Here is a 16,442-nt window from a genome sequence, read left to right as displayed (position 1 = left end):
GAAGGGAGTCGGCGCGGCGATTCAAATGGCTCGCGCCCCACGGTTCGATCGGAGACGACCCATGACCCACCACCCTGACCACGAGGTCGAACTGTTCAGAGACGAGGGCGCCTACGAGGTGTACGTCGACCTCCCCGGCTACGACCGGGGGGACGTCGACCTCCGCTGGCACGACGGGCGACTCCACGTCTCGGCGGAGCACCGGACCGACGACGGGGAGACGCGCGTGTACAATCACGATGTCTCGGTCCCTCGGTCGGTGGACGAGGAGTCCATCTCGGCCACGTACAGCGACGACGTGCTGCACGTTCGACTCCCGATCACCGACGACGATTCGCGGCCCGGGACCCGGATCGAGGTCGGCGAGTAGACGACTGCCTCGGGCGGTACCGGCCGTCTCCTGCCCACTCCCGGTTCGGCTGATCCGGGCGCACTCGGAACGGGAGGCTCATGTGCGCGCGTCCGATAGGGTCGTCCATCACTCCCGACGGAGGAGACTTCATGACACGCGAGGGACCACAATGACACGGCAGACGCGCGGGAGCCCGTACGCGCCCCACGACGCGGCGGACACAGAGGCGATGCTGTCGGCCGTCGGCGCCGACAGCGAGGAGGACCTGTTCGACATCCCCGAGCCGGTCCGTTTCGACGGCGACTTCGGCATCGAGGCGCGCGACGAGCGGACCGTCCGCCGGCAGACCGAGCGGGCGCTCGGGCGCAACGACGACCTGACCGAGTTCATGGGGCGGGGCCACTACGACCACTACGTCCCGGCGCTGGTCGACGACCTGGCGAGCCGCCAGGAGTTTCTCACCTCCTACACGCAGTACCAGCCCGAGGTCGCCCAGGGGTTCCTGCAGGCGCTGTTCGAGTACCAGTCGATGCTCGTCGAGCTGACGGGTCTCGACGTGGCGAACTGCTCGATGTACGACGCCGCCTCCGCGCTCGGCGAGGCGGCGACGCTCTCCCAGCGGGTCCGCTCGGTCTCGGGCGACCGCGTCCTCGTCCCCGACCAGTTGCGCGAGGGCAAGCGCGCGGTGCTGGAGCAGTACGCGGACGGCCCCGACCTGTCCGTCGAGACCTATCCGACCGAGGCGGGCAACGTCGACGTAGACGGCCTCACCGACGCCCTCGACGGCGACGCAGCGATGGTCTACGCCGAGAACCCGACCGTCACCGGCGCCATCGAGGAGTCGCTCGGCGCGGTCGGCGACCTCGCCGCCGACCACGACGCGCTGTTCGTCCTGGGCTCGGACCCAGTGGCGCTCGCGCTGCTGGAGCGCCCGGCCGACGTGGGCGCCGACGTGGTCGTCGGCGAGGCGAGTTCGCTCGGCCTCGGGACCGCCTACGGGATGGGCATGGGGATCTTCGCGACCCGCGAGGAACACCTCCGGCAGGTCCCCGGTCGGCTCGTCGGCGTGAGCGAGGACGCCACCGACCGGCGGGCGTTCACGCTGACGCTCCAGACGCGCGAACAGCACATCCGCAAGGAGCGGGCGACGAGCAACATCTGCACGAACCAGGCGCTGCTGGCGCTCCGGGCGGCCATCCACGCCGCCACGCTCGGCCCAGACGGGCTCGTCGACCTCGCCGAGGACTGCGTCCGACTGGCCGAAGATCTGGCCGCGCGCCTCGACGACGTGTCGGGGATCGCTGCACCGGTCCACGACCGCTATCACTTCCGCGAGTTCCAGGCCCGCACCGACCAGCCGGCGTCCGCGGTGGCGAGCGACCTCGAAGCCGAGGGGTTCGCCGTCCACGTCGTCGGCGACCACCGCATCCAGGTCTGCGTCACCGACGCGAACGAGCCCGCGATCGACCGATTCGTCGACGCGGTGGAGGAGGTGGCCTGAGATGAGCGACGAACCGGGAGAGATCGGGGACGTCGACGACGCCGCGGACCACGCGCCCGAGGCGGGCACGCTCTACGACCAGGCCCGCTGGACCGACGACGGCGAGTACGAGCCGCTGCTCGCCGAGAAGGATTCGACGGAGGTCGAGATAGGCGACGACTCGCCGCTCCCGGAGGACCTGACGCGCGACTCGCTCGAACTGCCCGGGCTGGCCGAACCGGAACTGGCCCGGCACTACACGCGCCTGTCGCAGATGAACTACGGCGTCGACAGCGGGCCGTTCCCGCTCGGGTCGTGCACGATGAAGTACAATCCGAAGTTCACCGAGCGGGTCGCCGCGCTTCCCGGCGCCGCGGTCCACCCCGACCGCTCCGGCGAGAGCCTCCAGGGGACGCTCGAACTGCAGGCGAAACTCCAGGACTACCTCGCGCGTATCGGCGGGATGGACGCGGTGACGCTCCAGCCGCCGGCCGGCGCCGCGGGGGAGTTCGCCGGCATCCGGATCGCCGCCGCCTACCACGAGGCCAACGGCGACGACCGCTCGGAGGTCGTCATCCCGGACAGCGCCCACGGGACGAACTTCGCGACGGCGGCCATGTCGGGCTTCGACGTGGTCGAACTCCCGAGCGACGACGACGGCCGCGTCGACATCGAGGCGCTGGAGGCCGCGGTCGGCGACGACACCGCCGCGCTGATGCTCACCAACCCGAACACGCTCGGCCTCTTCGAGCGCGACATCGAGCGCATCGCCGACGTCGTCCACGACGCCGGCGGCCTGCTCTACTACGACGGCGCGAACCTCAACGCGCTGCTCGGGCGGGCCAGGCCCGGCGACATGGGCTTCGACGTGATGCACTACAACGTCCACAAGACGTTCGCGACGCCCCACGGCGGCGGCGGCCCCGGCGCCGGACCGGTCGGCGTCGTCGACGAACTCGCGCCGTTCCTGCCGACGCCGCACGTCCGGGAGCGCGCGGAACGGAGTTCCGCGGACGGTTCGAGCGGGGAGCAAAGCGGCCCGCGAGAACAGCCGGACGGCAGCGGCTACGAACGCTACGAACCCGAGCAGACCATCGGCAAAGTCCACGGCTTCTCGGGTAACTGGCTCGTCCTCGTCCGGGCGTACGCGTACATCGCCAGGCTGGGCGACGCGGGACTCGCCGACGCGAGCGCGAAGGCGGTGCTGAACGCCAACTACCTCGCGAGTCAGATCGACTACGAGGTGCCCTACGGCCCCTTCCACCACGAGTTCGTCGCGAGCGCGGGCGAGCAGGACGCCGCGGACGCGGCCAAGCGGATGCTCGACTACGGCGTCCACCCGCCGACCACGAAGTGGCCCGAGATCGTCGACGAGGCGCTGATGACCGAGCCGACGGAGGCCGAGACGCGCGGATCGCTCGACGACCTCGCGGCGGCCTTCAACGCCGTCGCCGCCGAGGACGACGCGGCGCTCGAAGCGGCCCCCGAGCGGACCGCGGCCCGCCGGATCGACCAGGTGAGCGCCGCGCGCGAGCCGCGACTCTCCTGGCACGCCCTCGACGAGTAGCCCCGCGGTCGGCCCGGGACTCGCTCCGGCGGTCGCGGTCGATTCAGTTTCGATAATCGGGGGGAAGCGGCTATATGGTGGGATTTCATTGTCTCGGCGCACATGGGAGCCAGGGTTCTCGCTGTCGGTCCGGGTCGGGACGACGACTGGATCGACGACGTCGAATCCCGCGGGTGGGACGTCGAGACGGTCGAGACGACGCGGGCGACCCTCGACGCGCTTCGAAGCGAGGCCGTCTCGTGCGTCGTGGTCGACGGTGGGTACGGTGACGGGGACACCGGCGGCGTTGACGACCTGCTCGACCCGCTCGCGGGGGTCCGCGAGTTCGGACACGACGTCCCGGTGGTCCTCACCACGGAGGCGCCGGACGGCGACCTCGCCGCGGCGGCGACGCGACTCGGTGTCACCGAGTACGTCCCGCGGTCCACGACGGAGGCGACGCTGGCCGAGCGCATCTGCGCGTACCTCCCCGACGGAGGCCAGGCGATGGCGGCGGACGGGGACGGAGCGGCCGACGACGCGGCCGCGACGGTGACGCGTGCGGAGGACGGGGACGCGACCGGGCAGCGAGACGGGAATGCGTCGATGGCGGTCGGGATCGACGACACCGCCGCGGCGCTCGACGCCGTCAACGACGGGCTGTACGTCCTCGACAGGCGGGGAACCTTCCTCGTCGTCAACGAGTCGCTCGCCGAGATGACCGGGTACGGCATCGACGAACTCGTCGGCGAGAACGCCGCGATGATCACGTCGGACTCGTCGATGACCGATATCTTCCCGGCGATCCGGCGGGTGGTCAACGGCGAGAGCGAGGCCGAGACGGTGTCGACGACCGTCGTCCCCAGGGACGGCGAGCCGTTCCCCGCAGAGGACCACGTGACCGCGGTGGAGGAAGACGGCGAGGTGGTCGGTATCGCGGGCGTGATCCGCGACGTGTCGGACAAGCGCGAACGGACGCGGGAGCTCGAACGCTACGAGTCGATCATCGAGGCCGTCGACGACGGCGTCTACGCGCTCGACGACGAGGGGCGATTCGACGTCGTCAACGACGCGCTCCTCGACCTGACCGGCTACGACCGCGAGGCGCTGCTGGGCGAGCACACGTCGATCGTCAAGGACGAGCCGACGGTCCAGCTCGCCGAGAACAAGCTCCGCGAGCTCGCCAGCGGCAACGCCGTCGAGACGACGTTCGAACTCGCGCTCCAGCCCCGGTCCGGCGACCCCGTCGAGGCCGAGGACCACATGACGATGCTGACCGACGAGCAGGGCGAGTTCGAGGGGACGGCTGGGGTCATCCGCGACATCACGGACCGGAAAGAGCGCGAGCGGGAGCTCCGCGAGGCCCGCGAGCGCTTCGCCGAACTGCTCGACACCTCGCGCGGGCTGCTGGGCGCCCACAGCCGCGGACGGGTCGCCGACATCGTCGCCGGCGCCGTGGCGGAGACGCTGGGCTACGACCTCAACGTCGTCCGGCTGTACGACCCGGAGCGCGAGCGCCTCGAACCCGCCGCCGGGTCCGGGGCCGGCGTGGTCACGGTCGAGAGTCGGCCCGCCTACGCGGTCGGCGAGGGCGGTCCCGGCCGCGCGTTCGAACGCGGCGAGACGCTCCACGTGCCCGAGGACGTCGAGGCCGGCCTCGGCGATCCCCCCGACCCGGTCACGGAGACGCTGTACGTGCCGCTGGGTACTCGCGGCGTCGTCAGCATCGGCTCGATCGACGACGGCCCGTTCGACGACTTCGACCGGTCGCTCGCGGAGATCCTGGCGTCGAACGCGGCGGTCGCGCTCGACCGCGTCGCCCACGAGGACGAGCTCGTCCAGTACCGGACGGTGCTGGAGAACGTCCAGGACATGGTGTACGTCGCCGACGAGGACGGCCGCTTCTCCCTCGTGACCGAGCCCTTCGCGGCACGGCTCGGGGTCGATCGAGCGGATCTCGTCGGGCGCCCGGTCGCGTCGGTCGTCGCCGACGACGAGGCGCTGGAGAGCGCCCTCGCGGACCTCCGAGACGATGGCGTCGAGAGTCGCGTCGTCCAGACGGCGCTCCGGCGGGACGACGGCGAGGCGCTCCCCGTCGAACTGGAGGTGTCACCGCTGCCCACCGACGGGGCGGGCGCCGGGACCGTCGGCGTCGTTCGCGACCGGAGCGAACTCGTCGAGACCCGCGAGCGGCTGGAGACCCAGCGCGACCGGTTCAGCTACCTCTTCGACAACCTGCCGGACGCCGTCGTCGAGGCGTCGCTCGACGAGGACTGCGAGCCCATCGTCACGACCGTCAACGACGCCTTCGCCGACGTGTTCGGATTCGATCCCGAGACGATCACCGGGGAGCCGCTCAACGACTACATCCTGCCGGCGGGCGAGCGCGAGACGGGCCGAGAGCTCGACCGGGAGGCGGCGAGCGGTGCGGTCGTCCAGCGCGAGATCCGCCGCGAGGCGGCCGACGGCTACCGGGACTTCCTCTTCCGGGGCGTCCCGTTCGAGACGGGCCGAGGCGGGACGAACAGCTTCGGCATCTACACCGACATCACGGACCAGAAGGAGCGCGAACGACGGCTCCAGGTGCTCAACCGCGTCCTGCGGCACAACCTCCGCAACGACCTCAACGTCGTGATGGGGTACGCGGAGATGATCGCCGGCCGCGTCGACGACGAGACGGTCGACGAGTGGGCGGAGACGCTCGTGGACACCGCCGCCGACGTCGCCTCGCTCAGCGAGCGGGCCCGGTCGCTCGACCGAACCATGCGCGAGGGGTCGCTCCGCGACGGCACGGTCGAGGTCGGCGACCTCGTCGCGGACGTCGTCACGGAGTACCGTGCGGAGTATCCCGACGTGCGGATCGACACGGACGTCGAGGAGGCGACGGCCGTCGGCGACGGACGGCTCGAACTCGCGCTCAGGGAACTGCTCGAAAACAGCGCCGAGTACGGCGACGGACGGATTCGCGTCGGCGTCGCGGCCGACCGCGAGGACGGTCGGGTCACGCTCAGCGTCGCCGACGACGGCCCCGGGATCCCCGAGTACGAGCGGGCGGTCGTCGACGAGTCGACCGAGATCACGCAGCTCGAACACGCCAGCGGCCTCGGCCTGTGGGTCGTCCGCTGGGTCTGCGACGGCTGCGGCGGCCGAATGCGGTTCGAGGAGAGCGACCTGGGCGGGTCGGCCGTCGTACTCTCGCTGACGGTCGCCGACGAGTGAGCGCCGCGGTCCCGGGAGACGCGGCCCTTCTGCGGGGACGCTACGCTACGGAGTCGCGACGGCGCGAAAACGGGTGCGTCCGGCTTACGCCGTGGCCTTGCTCGTGTCGACGGTCTCGTCGATGCGGACGAACCCGTAGTCGCACTCGGGGCAGTGCCACTTGACCTTCTTCCCGAGGTGGACGTTCATGCTCGCCGCCTGGAAGAACTCCCGCTCCGTCTCGCAGTTCGGGCACTTGTGCTTCAGGACCTGGCTCATGGCCCCGTCTTCTCCGCGGCGGTAATTTAACGTGCTGATCTCTCGCCGGCGGGACACCTCGGCCGCCGCGAAGACGGCGTTCGACAGTTCGCCGGCTCGGCCTCGTCGCTCGCCGGCTCGGCTTTCGGTCGCTCACCGGTCCGGCGTTCGACCCCTCCCCGGTTCGGCTCCGTGTTTAAGTCGCTGGCCGTCCGAGCGGTGCGTATGAAGATCTACACCGGTCGCGGCGACGAGGGACTGACGGACCTGCGGGACATGTCCCGTGTCTCGAAGACGAGCCCGCACATCGAGGCCTACGGGACCGTCGACGAGGTGAACGCGCTCGTCGGCGTCGTCCGGCCGACGGGTCACGACGACGTCGACGACCTCCTGCGCGAGGTCCAGAACCACCTCCACGTCGCGCAGGCGGACTTCGCCAACCCGGACCCCGACGAGGACGACCCCAGGGTCCGCGAGGAACACGTCGAGCGCCTCGAAGACAGCATCGACGCCTTCGACGAGGAACTGGACCCGCTGGAGAGTTTCATCCTGCCGAGCGGGTCGGAACCGGGTGCGAAACTCCACCAGGCGCGAGCGGTCTGCCGGCGCGCCGAGCGGCGCGCGGTCGCCTTCGCCGAGGCCGAGGAGGGCGTCAACGAGACCGCCCTCGTCTACCTCAACCGCCTCTCGGACCTGCTGTTCACGCTCGCCCGCGTGGTGAACAAACGCGAGGGCGTCCGCGAGGAATCGCCCTCGTACTGAGCGGCCCGCTGCTGCTGCGCGGCCACCGCCCACTCGGTCTGGTCACTCGTCGCGTTCGTAGCGGATGGCGTCGTCAGCTTCGATGACGGTCACCCGTTCGGCGGCTTCGAGCACGTCCAGGTGACCGACCGCCTCGCTCATCCCGGGGAACTGCTCGGTGACGGGGAGGTCGCCGAACAGCTCGTTCATCACCTCGACGGGCGTGGTCGGCTCGTCGAGCATGCCAGCCACGCGCTCGGTGCGCTCGTCGTGCTCGGCGAGGATGTCGTCGATGCGGCCCGGCGGGTCGTCGATCCGGCCGCGGTGGCCGGGATGCATGCGGTCGTAGCCCGCGTCGTGCAGGGTCGCGAGCGAGTCGTTGTACGCCGGGAGCACGCGGGGCCGCTCGGCGTCGGGTTCCGGCGGCGGCTGGAGGAAGGGGTTGGGGGTGATCTCCGCGAGCACGTTGTCGCCGACGATGGCCTCCCGGCCGGCCGGGCCGTCGAACGCGAACAGCACCTCGCCGCTGGCGTGGCCGACGAGGTCGTCGACGCGGAGGTCGCGGCCGTCGACGGTGACCGTCTCGCCGGCGCTCACCTCGCTGTCGACGGTCACGCTCGGCGCGTAGTGGACGAACGCGCCGGGGAGTTCGGTGACGGTGTCGGCCGTCGAGGGCGCCATGCCGCAGCGCTCGAAGAACTCGCGGAAGTAGGCCTGTTCGGCGTCGAGTCGACCGGGGAAGTCGGCCATGATAGCCGCGGCGTCGGGATGGGCGACGACAGACGCGCCGCGTCCCCGGAACCGGCTGGCGAGGCCGAAGTGGTCGGGGTGGGGATGCGTGATGAGTAGCCGTTCGATGTCCCCGGGTGCGAGGTCGCGCTCGGCGAGCGCGTCGGTGAGGGCCGACCAGGCCTCGTCGCTGTCCGGGCCCGGATCGACGAGCGTCCGGTCGGCGAGATACGCGTTCACTGGGCCGACCTGAAACGGCGTCGGCACGGGAACCTGCTCGAACACGGCTGTCGATACCGGCCGCGGCAGTAAGTGCGTGGCGGCTGTGACGAGAAAATCGTCTGCACACGGCGATGCCCACCGTCGTGTGCGGACGCGGCGGCGTTTGGGACAGACAGACGGCGGCGGCCGGGCGGTCGGCCGCTCGCCGACATGTTTTAGGTTTGCCTAAAAGAGCATAAACGTTGCGGTGGGCAAAGCATATATCTGTTGGCACCGTAAGGACAGATATGAACAGGCACTTCGAAGACACCCTGTACTACCTGAAGCGAGCGGTCGAGACGGCGAAAAAGGGCGTGACCGAGGAGGTCGCGCCGGCCGAGGAGAAGGTACGGGAGCTGACCGGCCGGGAGAAAGAGCCCGAGCCGGGGCGGATCGAGGCTGTCCGGACGAAGGTCGCCGGCGAGGCCCGGAGCGTCGTCGACGAGGTCCGATCGACCGTCGGGTCGTACCGCGGGCGCGCCGGGTCCCGGTAGCGTCCCGACGGAAAGCAATTCTTAAGGTGGGCGGCGGATTATCGCCGAGTGTCCGGGTTGGTGGTCTAGTCCGGTTATGACGGCTCCTTCACACGGAGCAGGCCCCAGGTTCAACTCCTGGCCAACCCATTCAGTTACTCACCCGGAGTGGTGACTTTTGCTTCCTTGTGGTCGGGCCCAGTAGTGGTCGAAGCGTCGATCAGCGAAATCAGCTAGAAGCGAGCCCAGGTGCGGAACCGGACTCAGCTATCCGTCCTTTTGAAGGATATCTTTCCGCTGCTCGTACTCCTCCTCGTCGATTTCGCCCTCTGCATATCGTGTTCGGAGCTTCTCCATCGCTTCATCCATGCTTCCGGTAGACTCCTCCACGTCTCCGTTCTTCAACTCGCGAACTTTCGCCCGGAGCTCCTCGAACTCGCTCAACGATTCCTTGTCGAACAGGACCGTGTTCTCGTCCGATGTCGCATCCATCAGCCCGTCATCACTCTCGGAGTATCCACTCTGTCCAAACTGGATATACCCCCGAGTGACCGACGACGGTTTCCGCAGCTGAATACTCGTTATCGATTCGTACGGGATGTCTTTGTCGCCCTTGAACCCGTGCTGCATTTTGTGAAGCATCCCGATGTCCTCTCTCGATATCTCGAGCCTGTTCTGATAGAGCGTCACTTTCCCGTTCGCGCCAGTGGCGCTCATCACGGCGTCGTCCGGAAGCGATTCGGTCGCGTTCCCGCCACTGTCTCCGCTTCCCGTCTCGATGTTCTCCGAAGGTCCCTCTCCGGTAGCCGCCCCGTCTCCAGTCTGAGCGCTTGCACCGAACCACTGGGGATTCTTGTAATATTTGTACCCGTCGTAGAATCCCAGAACCATCGGGACGAGCGTCCAAAAGAAGGCGAGATAGATCGCGCCTTTTTTGTATTCTCCCAGGTAGAACCGATGCAACCCGTACACTCCGAGAACTGACAGTAACATCGCGACCGTCCGACTCTTATCAGGATATTTTCTATCACTCACGTTTGGGTGTGCCGACTATCCCAAGATAAATTCACTGGGCTCAGTACAGACTTTGATAATCGAGTGAGCGGCCCCAATACTGTATGTTTCGGTGCAGCAAGATAGCTGTGGCCGCGTACTGTTGTACGATTTCCACAGAGGATATCCACACCGATTTCATGCGCATATATCATATTTCCGACACTCGAAGTCTGAGTAACGGGTAGTAGATCGGTTGCGATTTGGACTCCACTATCAGAAGCACGCTTCTATCAGATTGAAAGGCCAGCGTCGTATCGGCCATACACTGTACTGTCGAATCTGTGCATCTGCTGTCGTTCCGCAAGGAGCGAACGTGATCATTTTTTACCCGTCCCGGTGAGCACACCCGTATGGACGTTTACGGCATCATCGGGAATCCCGTCGAACACTCGCTATCGCCGCCGATGCACCAGGCCGCCTTCGACCACCTGGGCATCGACGCCAAGTTCGTCACCTTCGAGGCCGACCCCGACCGGATCGAGGAGGCGTTCCGCGGCGCGGAGGCGCTCGGTATCGACGGTCTGACGGTCACGCTGCCGTTCAAACACGACGCCTACGAGTTCGTCGACCCCGAGGAGTCGGTCGAACGCGTCGGCGCGGTCAACACCATCGACTTCACCGACGACGGCCCGATCGGCTACAACACCGACATGACCGGGACGCTCCGCGCGTTCGAGCACCACGACGTCGAACTCGACGGCGCCAAGGCCGTCGTGGTCGGCGCTGGCGGCGCCGCCCGCGCACTCGCGTTCGGATTCGAAGAGGCCGGCGCCGACGTGGCGGTCGCCAACCGGACCGAGTCGAAGGCCCACGACCTCGCCGAGGAGGTGCCCGGCGCGACGGGCCACGGCCTCGACGAACTGCCCGACCTGATGGCCGACGCCGACGTCGTCGCCAACGCCACCAGCGTCGGCCTCGAATCCGACGAGTCGGTCGCGCCCGCCGACGCCTGGCACGGCGACTGCGTGGCCTTCGACGCCGTCTACAAACCACTCGACACGACGTTCCTCACGGACGCCGCGAACGCCGGCGCACAGACCATCGACGGCGCGTGGATGCTGCTGTTCCAGGGCGTCGACGCCTTCGAGACGTGGACCGGCGAGGACGCGCCCGTCGACGTGATGAACGACGCGCTGCGCGCCGAACTCTAAGCGGTTCTCACACCCCGGGGCGTTCCAGCCTCGGGCGCTCACCTCCGGATCCTCACTCCGCGGTTCTCTGTACGCGAGGGGCCCCTCACGGCCCATCAGTCGTCACTTCCCCGGCGAGGCGGATAACCGTTCGAGCACGAGGACCCAGTCCCCATCGGCCGGCGTCGTGAACTCGCGCCGACCCCCTCCGACCCGACCCCGGTCGATCCACTCTCCGGCACGGGGGTCGTACCACCGGACGGCGAACTCGCCCGCGGGGAGGTCGAGTGCGGTCGACTGGGGATGGCTTCGCACCGCGGTGGTCTCGGGGCCGTCGCCGGCCGGATTGGCGAAGTACGCCAGGTACACGCGGTCGTCGTGACAGCAGACGACCCGGTCGGGTTCGTCGGCCAGCATTCCGGTGTCGGGGACGAATCCCGCGAGCGAGAGCGCCGTCTCCTCGAAGAAGGCGTGGATCCGGACGAAGTCGTCCATCCCGACGAGACCGCTGTCGTCGTAGCCCCGGACGCCCTGTTCGTCGCCGTCGTGCGGTTCGAAGGTCCGGTTGCCGCCGTAGGTCGGATGGCCGCCGGAGAGCAGGGTCGCCCAGAACAGTCGGCGGAAGAAGTACCGAGGATGGTCCGGTCCCCGGTAACGCTCGTAGCGGTCTTCGTCGAGGATCACGGGGTCGGCGGCCCGCTCGCGGTACTCCCGGACGCGCTCGCCGCCGGCCTGGTCGAGGTCCTGGAGCGTGGCCAGGTCGGACCACTCGGCGTCGGCGAAGTCGTAGCCCGTCGAGCGCTGCTGGTGGCTGGTGATCAGCGTCCCCCACGGCTCCCGCTCGGCGAAGTCACGCCCGAGCGCGTCGACGACCGACTTCGAGAGGCCCTTCTGGACCTTCGCCCCGCTCTCGACGACCTCGGGATCGACCTCGCCCTCGACCAGTTCGGCGTCGTTGACCACGCACCAGTGGACGTTCGGGAACGCCGAGAACCGCGCCTGGACGTGCTCGCCGACGAAGCGCACCATCGGGTCGTCGCGGTAGGCGCGGAGCGTCTCGCCGTCCTCGGCGTAGGGGATCACCTGGAACTGGAGGTGCGGATGCTCTTCGAGCGCGTACCGGTATCGGCGGTCGATCTCCCGCCAGTAGTCCAGGTCCAGTTCCTCGCTCTCGCGGGACTCGTCGGCGAACAGCGCCTCGACGTGATAGCGCGACCGGGCGAACCACGTCCGGATCTTCGTCGCCCCCGAGCGGGCCACGCTGTCGACGTACTCGCGCCACTCGGGCTCCGAATCGGCGGGATACCGGTAGCCCGTGTCGCCGACGTGCAGGAACCACTCCCCGTCGTCGTACCGGAGCTGTCGGGGGTCCTCCGGGTGCTGTCGGAGTTTCCCGGGCAGGCTCGACGGGCCGACCGTGAACGATCCCGACGCCTGCAGGTCGGGATCTGCCGCCTCCGACTCCCAGCGCCACTCGCCGAGCGCGTCGCAGTAGGCCCGCGCCCGGTACGTCCCGTCCCCGTCGTAGAACCCGTCGACCGTCACCGTCGAGCCGTCGGGACGCTCGAACTGCACCTCGACGTCGACGCCCAGGTAGGGATTCTCGGCGGGAGTGGCCGTCCGAAGCGCGATCTCGTGGACGCCGCGATGCGCGGCGTCCTCGTCGTCCGTGCTCAATACGTTCATAGGGGGCCCTCTTCTCGGACGACGAAAAGTCTATCCGAGAGACGGTGGACGGCTATCGATTTCGATGGGCGCTCCCGGAGTCGATCACCCGGTCGAAACCGAAGCCGGCGAAACCGGTCGGATACCCGTTACTCGGCGCCGGCTTCGCGCAGTCGGGTCCCGGAGATCAGGAACCAGCCCTGGCCGTAGAGGTTGACGGCCTGCGGGGCCTCGGGGCCGCCGGGCATCGCGGCGTTGCGCTGGACGGCGCCGTCCGAAGTCACGGCAGTCTTCGCCGCGCTCATCGCGTTCTCGGCGACCTCGCGGTACTCCTCGTCGAGCAGGCCGCGGTCGACGGCCTCGGTGAAGGCGTAGGCGTACTGCATCGTGCCCGAGGTCTCCAGGTACATCGACGTGTCGTCGATGAGGTGGTGCCAGAAACCGCTGCGGTCCTGGTACTCCGCCATGCTCAGGAGGTGGTCGGTGACGATCTCCTCCAGACGGCCGCGTTCGGGATGGTCCTCGGGGACGTACTCCAGCGTGTCGAGGATGCCGTTGGCCATCCAGCCGTTGCCGCGCAGCCACAGCGAGCCGTCGGGGTAGCTGTCGGGCGTCTCGCGCCAGATGTGTCGATAGAGGTCGCTCTTGGGGTCGACGAGGTGGTCGTGGTGGACGATGATCTGGTCGACGGCCTCCTCGACTGCCTCGGGAGTGTCCGTGAGCTGGCCGTAGCGGGCCATGAACGGGCACATCATGTAGACGGCGTCGATCCACAGCTCGATGTCGTCGATGTGGTGGGAGATGCCGCCCGCCTCGCTGCGGGGGGCGTCCTCGTGGAAGTACTCGAATTGCCGCCGAGCGGCGTCGAGGAAGTACTCGGGACCGTCGTCCTCGTAGGCTTCGAGGACGAGGTAGCCGAAGGCGCCGGCGTCGGGCACGGGCCGGAAGATCCGGTGTTCGTCCCACTCGGGGACGACGTCGATCGAGCCGTAGGCCAGTTGGCCCTTGGTCGACTGCGAGCGGACCGCCTTGTCGAGATACTCCTCGGCGATCTCGGTGTGTTCCTCGTCGTCGGTTGCGAGCAGGCCGCGGATGACCATCGGCCGCTCGCCCTGGATGAACTCCTCGAAGTCCAGTCCGAGGGTGTACTCGGCGACCGTCGGCAGCAACTCCTCCAGTGTGCGCTCTGCGGGCATACTCCCCCATGCGACCGGCCCAATCTTAAGAGCGAGGGGATCGGTCGCGGCGGACGCGGCGGCCAACTGTTCGAAACGGCCGGAACACGTAATCGGCTGGCGTCGAGTGGAGGGGGTGTGACCGACGATCCGCTCCACGAACGGATGGCCGAGTACGAGACGGCGGCGGAGGAAGCCGCCGAACGAGCGCGCGAACGGGACGACATCGCCCGCGACGTCGGCGACCGGCTGGCGGAAGAGATCGCCGAAGCGGTCGCCGAAGCGGGGGTAAACGTCGAGCACACCGAGCGCTCCCGCGACGGGCACCGCCACCGGTTTACCGCGCGACTTGACCGGGCGGCGCTCGTCGCCGCGCTGACCGAGTCGCTCCCCGGGGGGTTCGTGGTCTCGCACGTCAACGAAGACGGGTCGCTGAGCGTCGAGTGGACGGGCGACAGGAAGACGCCCTCGAAGCGCGAACACGGCGCGGTCCTGAAGGCGATCGTCGCCGAGGAGACCGTGACCGACGACGACGGCCTGATCGAGTCGGTCCCGACGCGGGAGCGGGTGCTGGCGCGCGCGGTGGAACTGGGCGTCGACGAGGGAGACGCCGCCGACCGACTGGACCGGCTGGCGACGCTCGACGTGGTGGATATCGCGGACGGGCGCGTCTATCCCGACGAGAACTTCTCGCGCTACTGAGGCGGCCGACCCGCTCCGACTGAATCGTCCGACTGGCGGCGCTCTGGAGCGACTGTGTCGGGCGCGCGGCGAAACAAAGCGGTGGTGTCGAGAGGAAGCAGCCAGTCGAGGAGCGCGTTACCGCATCTCGTCGAGCGCGACGACGGTGTCGGACATCAGCCACGCGGTCTCGCTGTCCTCGCGTTCGATGCTCAGGGCGAAAAACGAGTCGCGGCCGTCGTCGACGGTGACGTGATAGGCGTCTGTCGTCAGAGAGCCCGGCGCGTCCGGGTCGTCGGAGTCAGTGGAGGTCACACGCACCTTCACCGGTGCCCACGGATAACCGACTCGATCTCCATCCGACCGTGATAACGATTATATTATTCGATATCTCATATACTAATCGTAGATATGTGAGTCGAAGAGGGGTCTATCTCCATGCCTTCGCCGAAGTCCCTGATTTCGCGTGTTTAGGCGGTACGTATTCCGAATGTATCGGTATCGAAATTCGAAACAGAGTGCAGCTACCGCTCGCTGAACAGCAAGCAGTGATTGCACTCTGATGCCGCGAAAAACCGTTTCATGCCACATCCATCCGTACAGCCGATGCCATCCGGGGCAAGCCTAGATGTTCTGTCTATTTCTGGAAACAGTCTAGTTTTGAGTCTGTATTTTCTGGTGTCATCTGTCCGTCGGAGGGGCTCGCCGTCTGCGGGTTGCGGCGGTCGTCACTGAGTAGACGCTGGCGGGCAGGGGGAAGCCGGCGAGCAGGGCGACGAGCGGGCCGCTGGTGCCGACGAAGAACGTGCTGACGATGACGGCGAGCACGACGGATCGCTGTGAGTCTGTCGTGGCTGTGTGAGTGAAGTCGTAGAGGCGGACTGCGAACGGCGAGCGTCCTATCGGTGGCGAAAACGGGCGGCCGATCCCGCGGGTTACAGGCCCGGCCGCGCGAAGATGGCGACTGCCCCGTCGGGAAACGGGGCAGCCTGGCACCGACAGCGCGGCACTGTCGGGGCGGTGTCGGGTCGCGGGTGGGGTTGTCGGGCACGCGGACGGCAAGCGCCGGGTGGAGGGCGCGCGCCGACCGCACTCCGAGAGAGGGACGGCCGGGACATAATGACACCTAAAACTAAAATGCGGATTTCACAGACCGGTCACTCGTCGCGAGCACCCGACGGCCCCGCGACGCGGTCGGTCTCCTCGGCCGTCTCGGCGGCGGACGGCGCCGGTTGGACATCGTCCAGACCGTCGGCGTCGAACTCGGGGTCCGCGCCGCGCCCGGCCAGCCTCCGGGCGGCGACCGTCGCGACGACCGAGACGACCACGCTCGCGACCGCCAGTTTGGCGAACCGGCCGCGACCGCTCCCGGTTCCGTCCGTGGACTCCGAATCGGCGCCGCTGCCTGTCTCGGCCCCCCGCCCGTCCGCGTCTCGCCGGGCCGCCTCGTCGGACCCCCCGCGGGCGTCGTCCGGTCGGGCGTCGCGGGGGCCGAACTGCGCGTCGTCGAGGTGTACTTCGAACAGGGTGACGTTCTCGAATACCATACGTCTAACACGTCCCGCGGGTACTTAAATGCGCAGTGAGGAGTGCTGTCAGGCCGTCTGTGCGGTCGGGGACCGCGGCGGTCTCCGACGGGTGTCAGTTCCGCGCGACGGTGTCGGTCGGCGCGTCTCGCTCGGCACACCAGAACGGTT

General features: G+C 68.3%; 16 protein-coding genes and 1 tRNA gene. 9 read left to right on the top strand and 8 right to left on the bottom strand.

The window, feature by feature from the left end:
- Positions 1 to 61 precede the first annotated feature (61 nt).
- The 4 genes from PSC72_RS09730 (at position 62) to PSC72_RS09715 (ending at position 6,597) form a co-directional block, all read left to right on the top strand.
- Positions 62 to 370, top strand: coding sequence for an Hsp20/alpha crystallin family protein (locus PSC72_RS09730; protein WP_274325685.1), 309 nt, complete (start codon positions 62 to 64; stop codon positions 368 to 370).
- A 151-nt stretch (positions 371 to 521) separates the two neighbouring features.
- Positions 522 to 1,853 carry an aminomethyl-transferring glycine dehydrogenase subunit GcvPA gene (gene gcvPA, locus PSC72_RS09725; protein ID WP_274325684.1) on the top strand — a complete coding sequence of 444 codons (1,332 nt, stop codon included), beginning with the start codon at positions 522 to 524 and terminating at the stop codon, positions 1,851 to 1,853.
- A 1-nt stretch (position 1,854) separates the two neighbouring features.
- A complete protein-coding gene (gene gcvPB, locus PSC72_RS09720; RefSeq protein ID WP_274325683.1) occupies positions 1,855 to 3,399 on the top strand; it encodes an aminomethyl-transferring glycine dehydrogenase subunit GcvPB in 1,545 nt (514 codons plus the stop codon).
- A gap of 102 nt (positions 3,400 to 3,501) precedes the next feature.
- The gene (locus tag PSC72_RS09715) at positions 3,502 to 6,597 is read left to right on the top strand and encodes a PAS domain S-box protein (protein WP_274325682.1); all 3,096 of its coding nucleotides are present in this window, start codon (positions 3,502 to 3,504) and stop codon (positions 6,595 to 6,597) included.
- A gap of 84 nt (positions 6,598 to 6,681) precedes the next feature.
- Here PSC72_RS09715 and PSC72_RS09710 read toward each other — a convergent pair whose 3' ends face one another.
- On the bottom strand, positions 6,682 to 6,855 hold the full coding sequence (locus PSC72_RS09710) for a DUF7838 family putative zinc beta-ribbon protein (RefSeq protein ID WP_274325681.1): 174 nt from the start codon (positions 6,853 to 6,855) through the stop codon (positions 6,682 to 6,684).
- A gap of 204 nt (positions 6,856 to 7,059) precedes the next feature.
- Here PSC72_RS09710 and PSC72_RS09705 point away from each other — a divergent pair, with 204 nt between their 5' ends.
- Positions 7,060 to 7,596 (top strand): cob(I)yrinic acid a,c-diamide adenosyltransferase, encoded by a 537-nt coding sequence (locus tag PSC72_RS09705; protein WP_274325680.1) that lies wholly within the window; start codon positions 7,060 to 7,062, stop codon positions 7,594 to 7,596.
- Between the two features lie 42 nt (positions 7,597 to 7,638).
- Here the strand turns inward: PSC72_RS09705 and PSC72_RS09700 are convergent, their stop codons facing one another.
- A complete protein-coding gene (locus tag PSC72_RS09700; RefSeq protein WP_274325679.1) occupies positions 7,639 to 8,589 on the bottom strand; it encodes an MBL fold metallo-hydrolase in 951 nt (316 codons plus the stop codon).
- Between the two features lie 224 nt (positions 8,590 to 8,813).
- Between PSC72_RS09700 and PSC72_RS09695 the strand changes: the two genes are divergently transcribed.
- Positions 8,814 to 9,059 (top strand): DUF7553 family protein, encoded by a 246-nt coding sequence (locus PSC72_RS09695; RefSeq protein WP_274325678.1) that lies wholly within the window; start codon positions 8,814 to 8,816, stop codon positions 9,057 to 9,059.
- A 54-nt stretch (positions 9,060 to 9,113) separates the two neighbouring features.
- Positions 9,114 to 9,188 (top strand) — tRNA-Val (locus PSC72_RS09690).
- A gap of 117 nt (positions 9,189 to 9,305) precedes the next feature.
- Here PSC72_RS09690 and PSC72_RS09685 read toward each other — a convergent pair.
- Positions 9,306 to 10,073, bottom strand: coding sequence for an NINE protein (locus PSC72_RS09685; RefSeq protein WP_274325677.1), 768 nt, complete (start codon positions 10,071 to 10,073; stop codon positions 9,306 to 9,308).
- Between the two features lie 371 nt (positions 10,074 to 10,444).
- Between PSC72_RS09685 and aroE the strand changes: the two genes are divergently transcribed.
- Complete coding sequence (aroE, locus tag PSC72_RS09680; protein ID WP_274325676.1) at positions 10,445 to 11,245, top strand: shikimate dehydrogenase; 801 nt, start codon at positions 10,445 to 10,447, stop codon at positions 11,243 to 11,245.
- Positions 11,246 to 11,347: 102 nt separating this feature from the next.
- Here aroE and PSC72_RS09675 read toward each other — a convergent pair whose 3' ends face one another.
- On the bottom strand, positions 11,348 to 12,910 hold the full coding sequence (locus PSC72_RS09675) for an apiosidase-like domain-containing protein (protein WP_274325675.1): 1,563 nt from the start codon (positions 12,908 to 12,910) through the stop codon (positions 11,348 to 11,350).
- Between the two features lie 128 nt (positions 12,911 to 13,038).
- Positions 13,039 to 14,085, bottom strand: coding sequence for a glycoside hydrolase family 88/105 protein (locus tag PSC72_RS09670; protein WP_274325674.1), 1,047 nt, complete (start codon positions 14,083 to 14,085; stop codon positions 13,039 to 13,041).
- Positions 14,086 to 14,202: 117 nt separating this feature from the next.
- Between PSC72_RS09670 and PSC72_RS09665 the strand changes: the two genes are divergently transcribed.
- The gene (locus tag PSC72_RS09665; RefSeq protein WP_274325673.1) at positions 14,203 to 14,766 is read left to right on the top strand and encodes a hypothetical protein; all 564 of its coding nucleotides are present in this window, start codon (positions 14,203 to 14,205) and stop codon (positions 14,764 to 14,766) included.
- A gap of 117 nt (positions 14,767 to 14,883) precedes the next feature.
- On the opposite strand, the gene PSC72_RS09660 is transcribed toward PSC72_RS09665, so the two are convergent.
- The 3 genes from PSC72_RS09660 to PSC72_RS09650 form a co-directional block, all read right to left on the bottom strand.
- Positions 14,884 to 15,060 (bottom strand): hypothetical protein, encoded by a 177-nt coding sequence (locus PSC72_RS09660; protein WP_274325672.1) that lies wholly within the window; start codon positions 15,058 to 15,060, stop codon positions 14,884 to 14,886.
- 366 nt (positions 15,061 to 15,426) lie between these two features.
- Positions 15,427 to 15,573: a hypothetical protein gene (locus PSC72_RS09655; protein WP_274325671.1), complete on the bottom strand. Its 147-nt coding sequence runs from the start codon at positions 15,571 to 15,573 to the stop codon at positions 15,427 to 15,429.
- A 329-nt stretch (positions 15,574 to 15,902) separates the two neighbouring features.
- A complete protein-coding gene (locus PSC72_RS09650; RefSeq protein WP_274325670.1) occupies positions 15,903 to 16,292 on the bottom strand; it encodes a hypothetical protein in 390 nt (129 codons plus the stop codon).
- Between the last annotated feature and the right edge of the window lie 150 nt (positions 16,293 to 16,442).

It is taken from the genome of Halosimplex aquaticum (genome assembly GCF_028747785.1).
GTDB classification, from domain to species: Archaea; Halobacteriota; Halobacteria; order Halobacteriales; family Haloarculaceae; genus Halosimplex; species Halosimplex aquaticum.
This window is presented reverse-complemented; position numbering and strand designations above follow the sequence as displayed.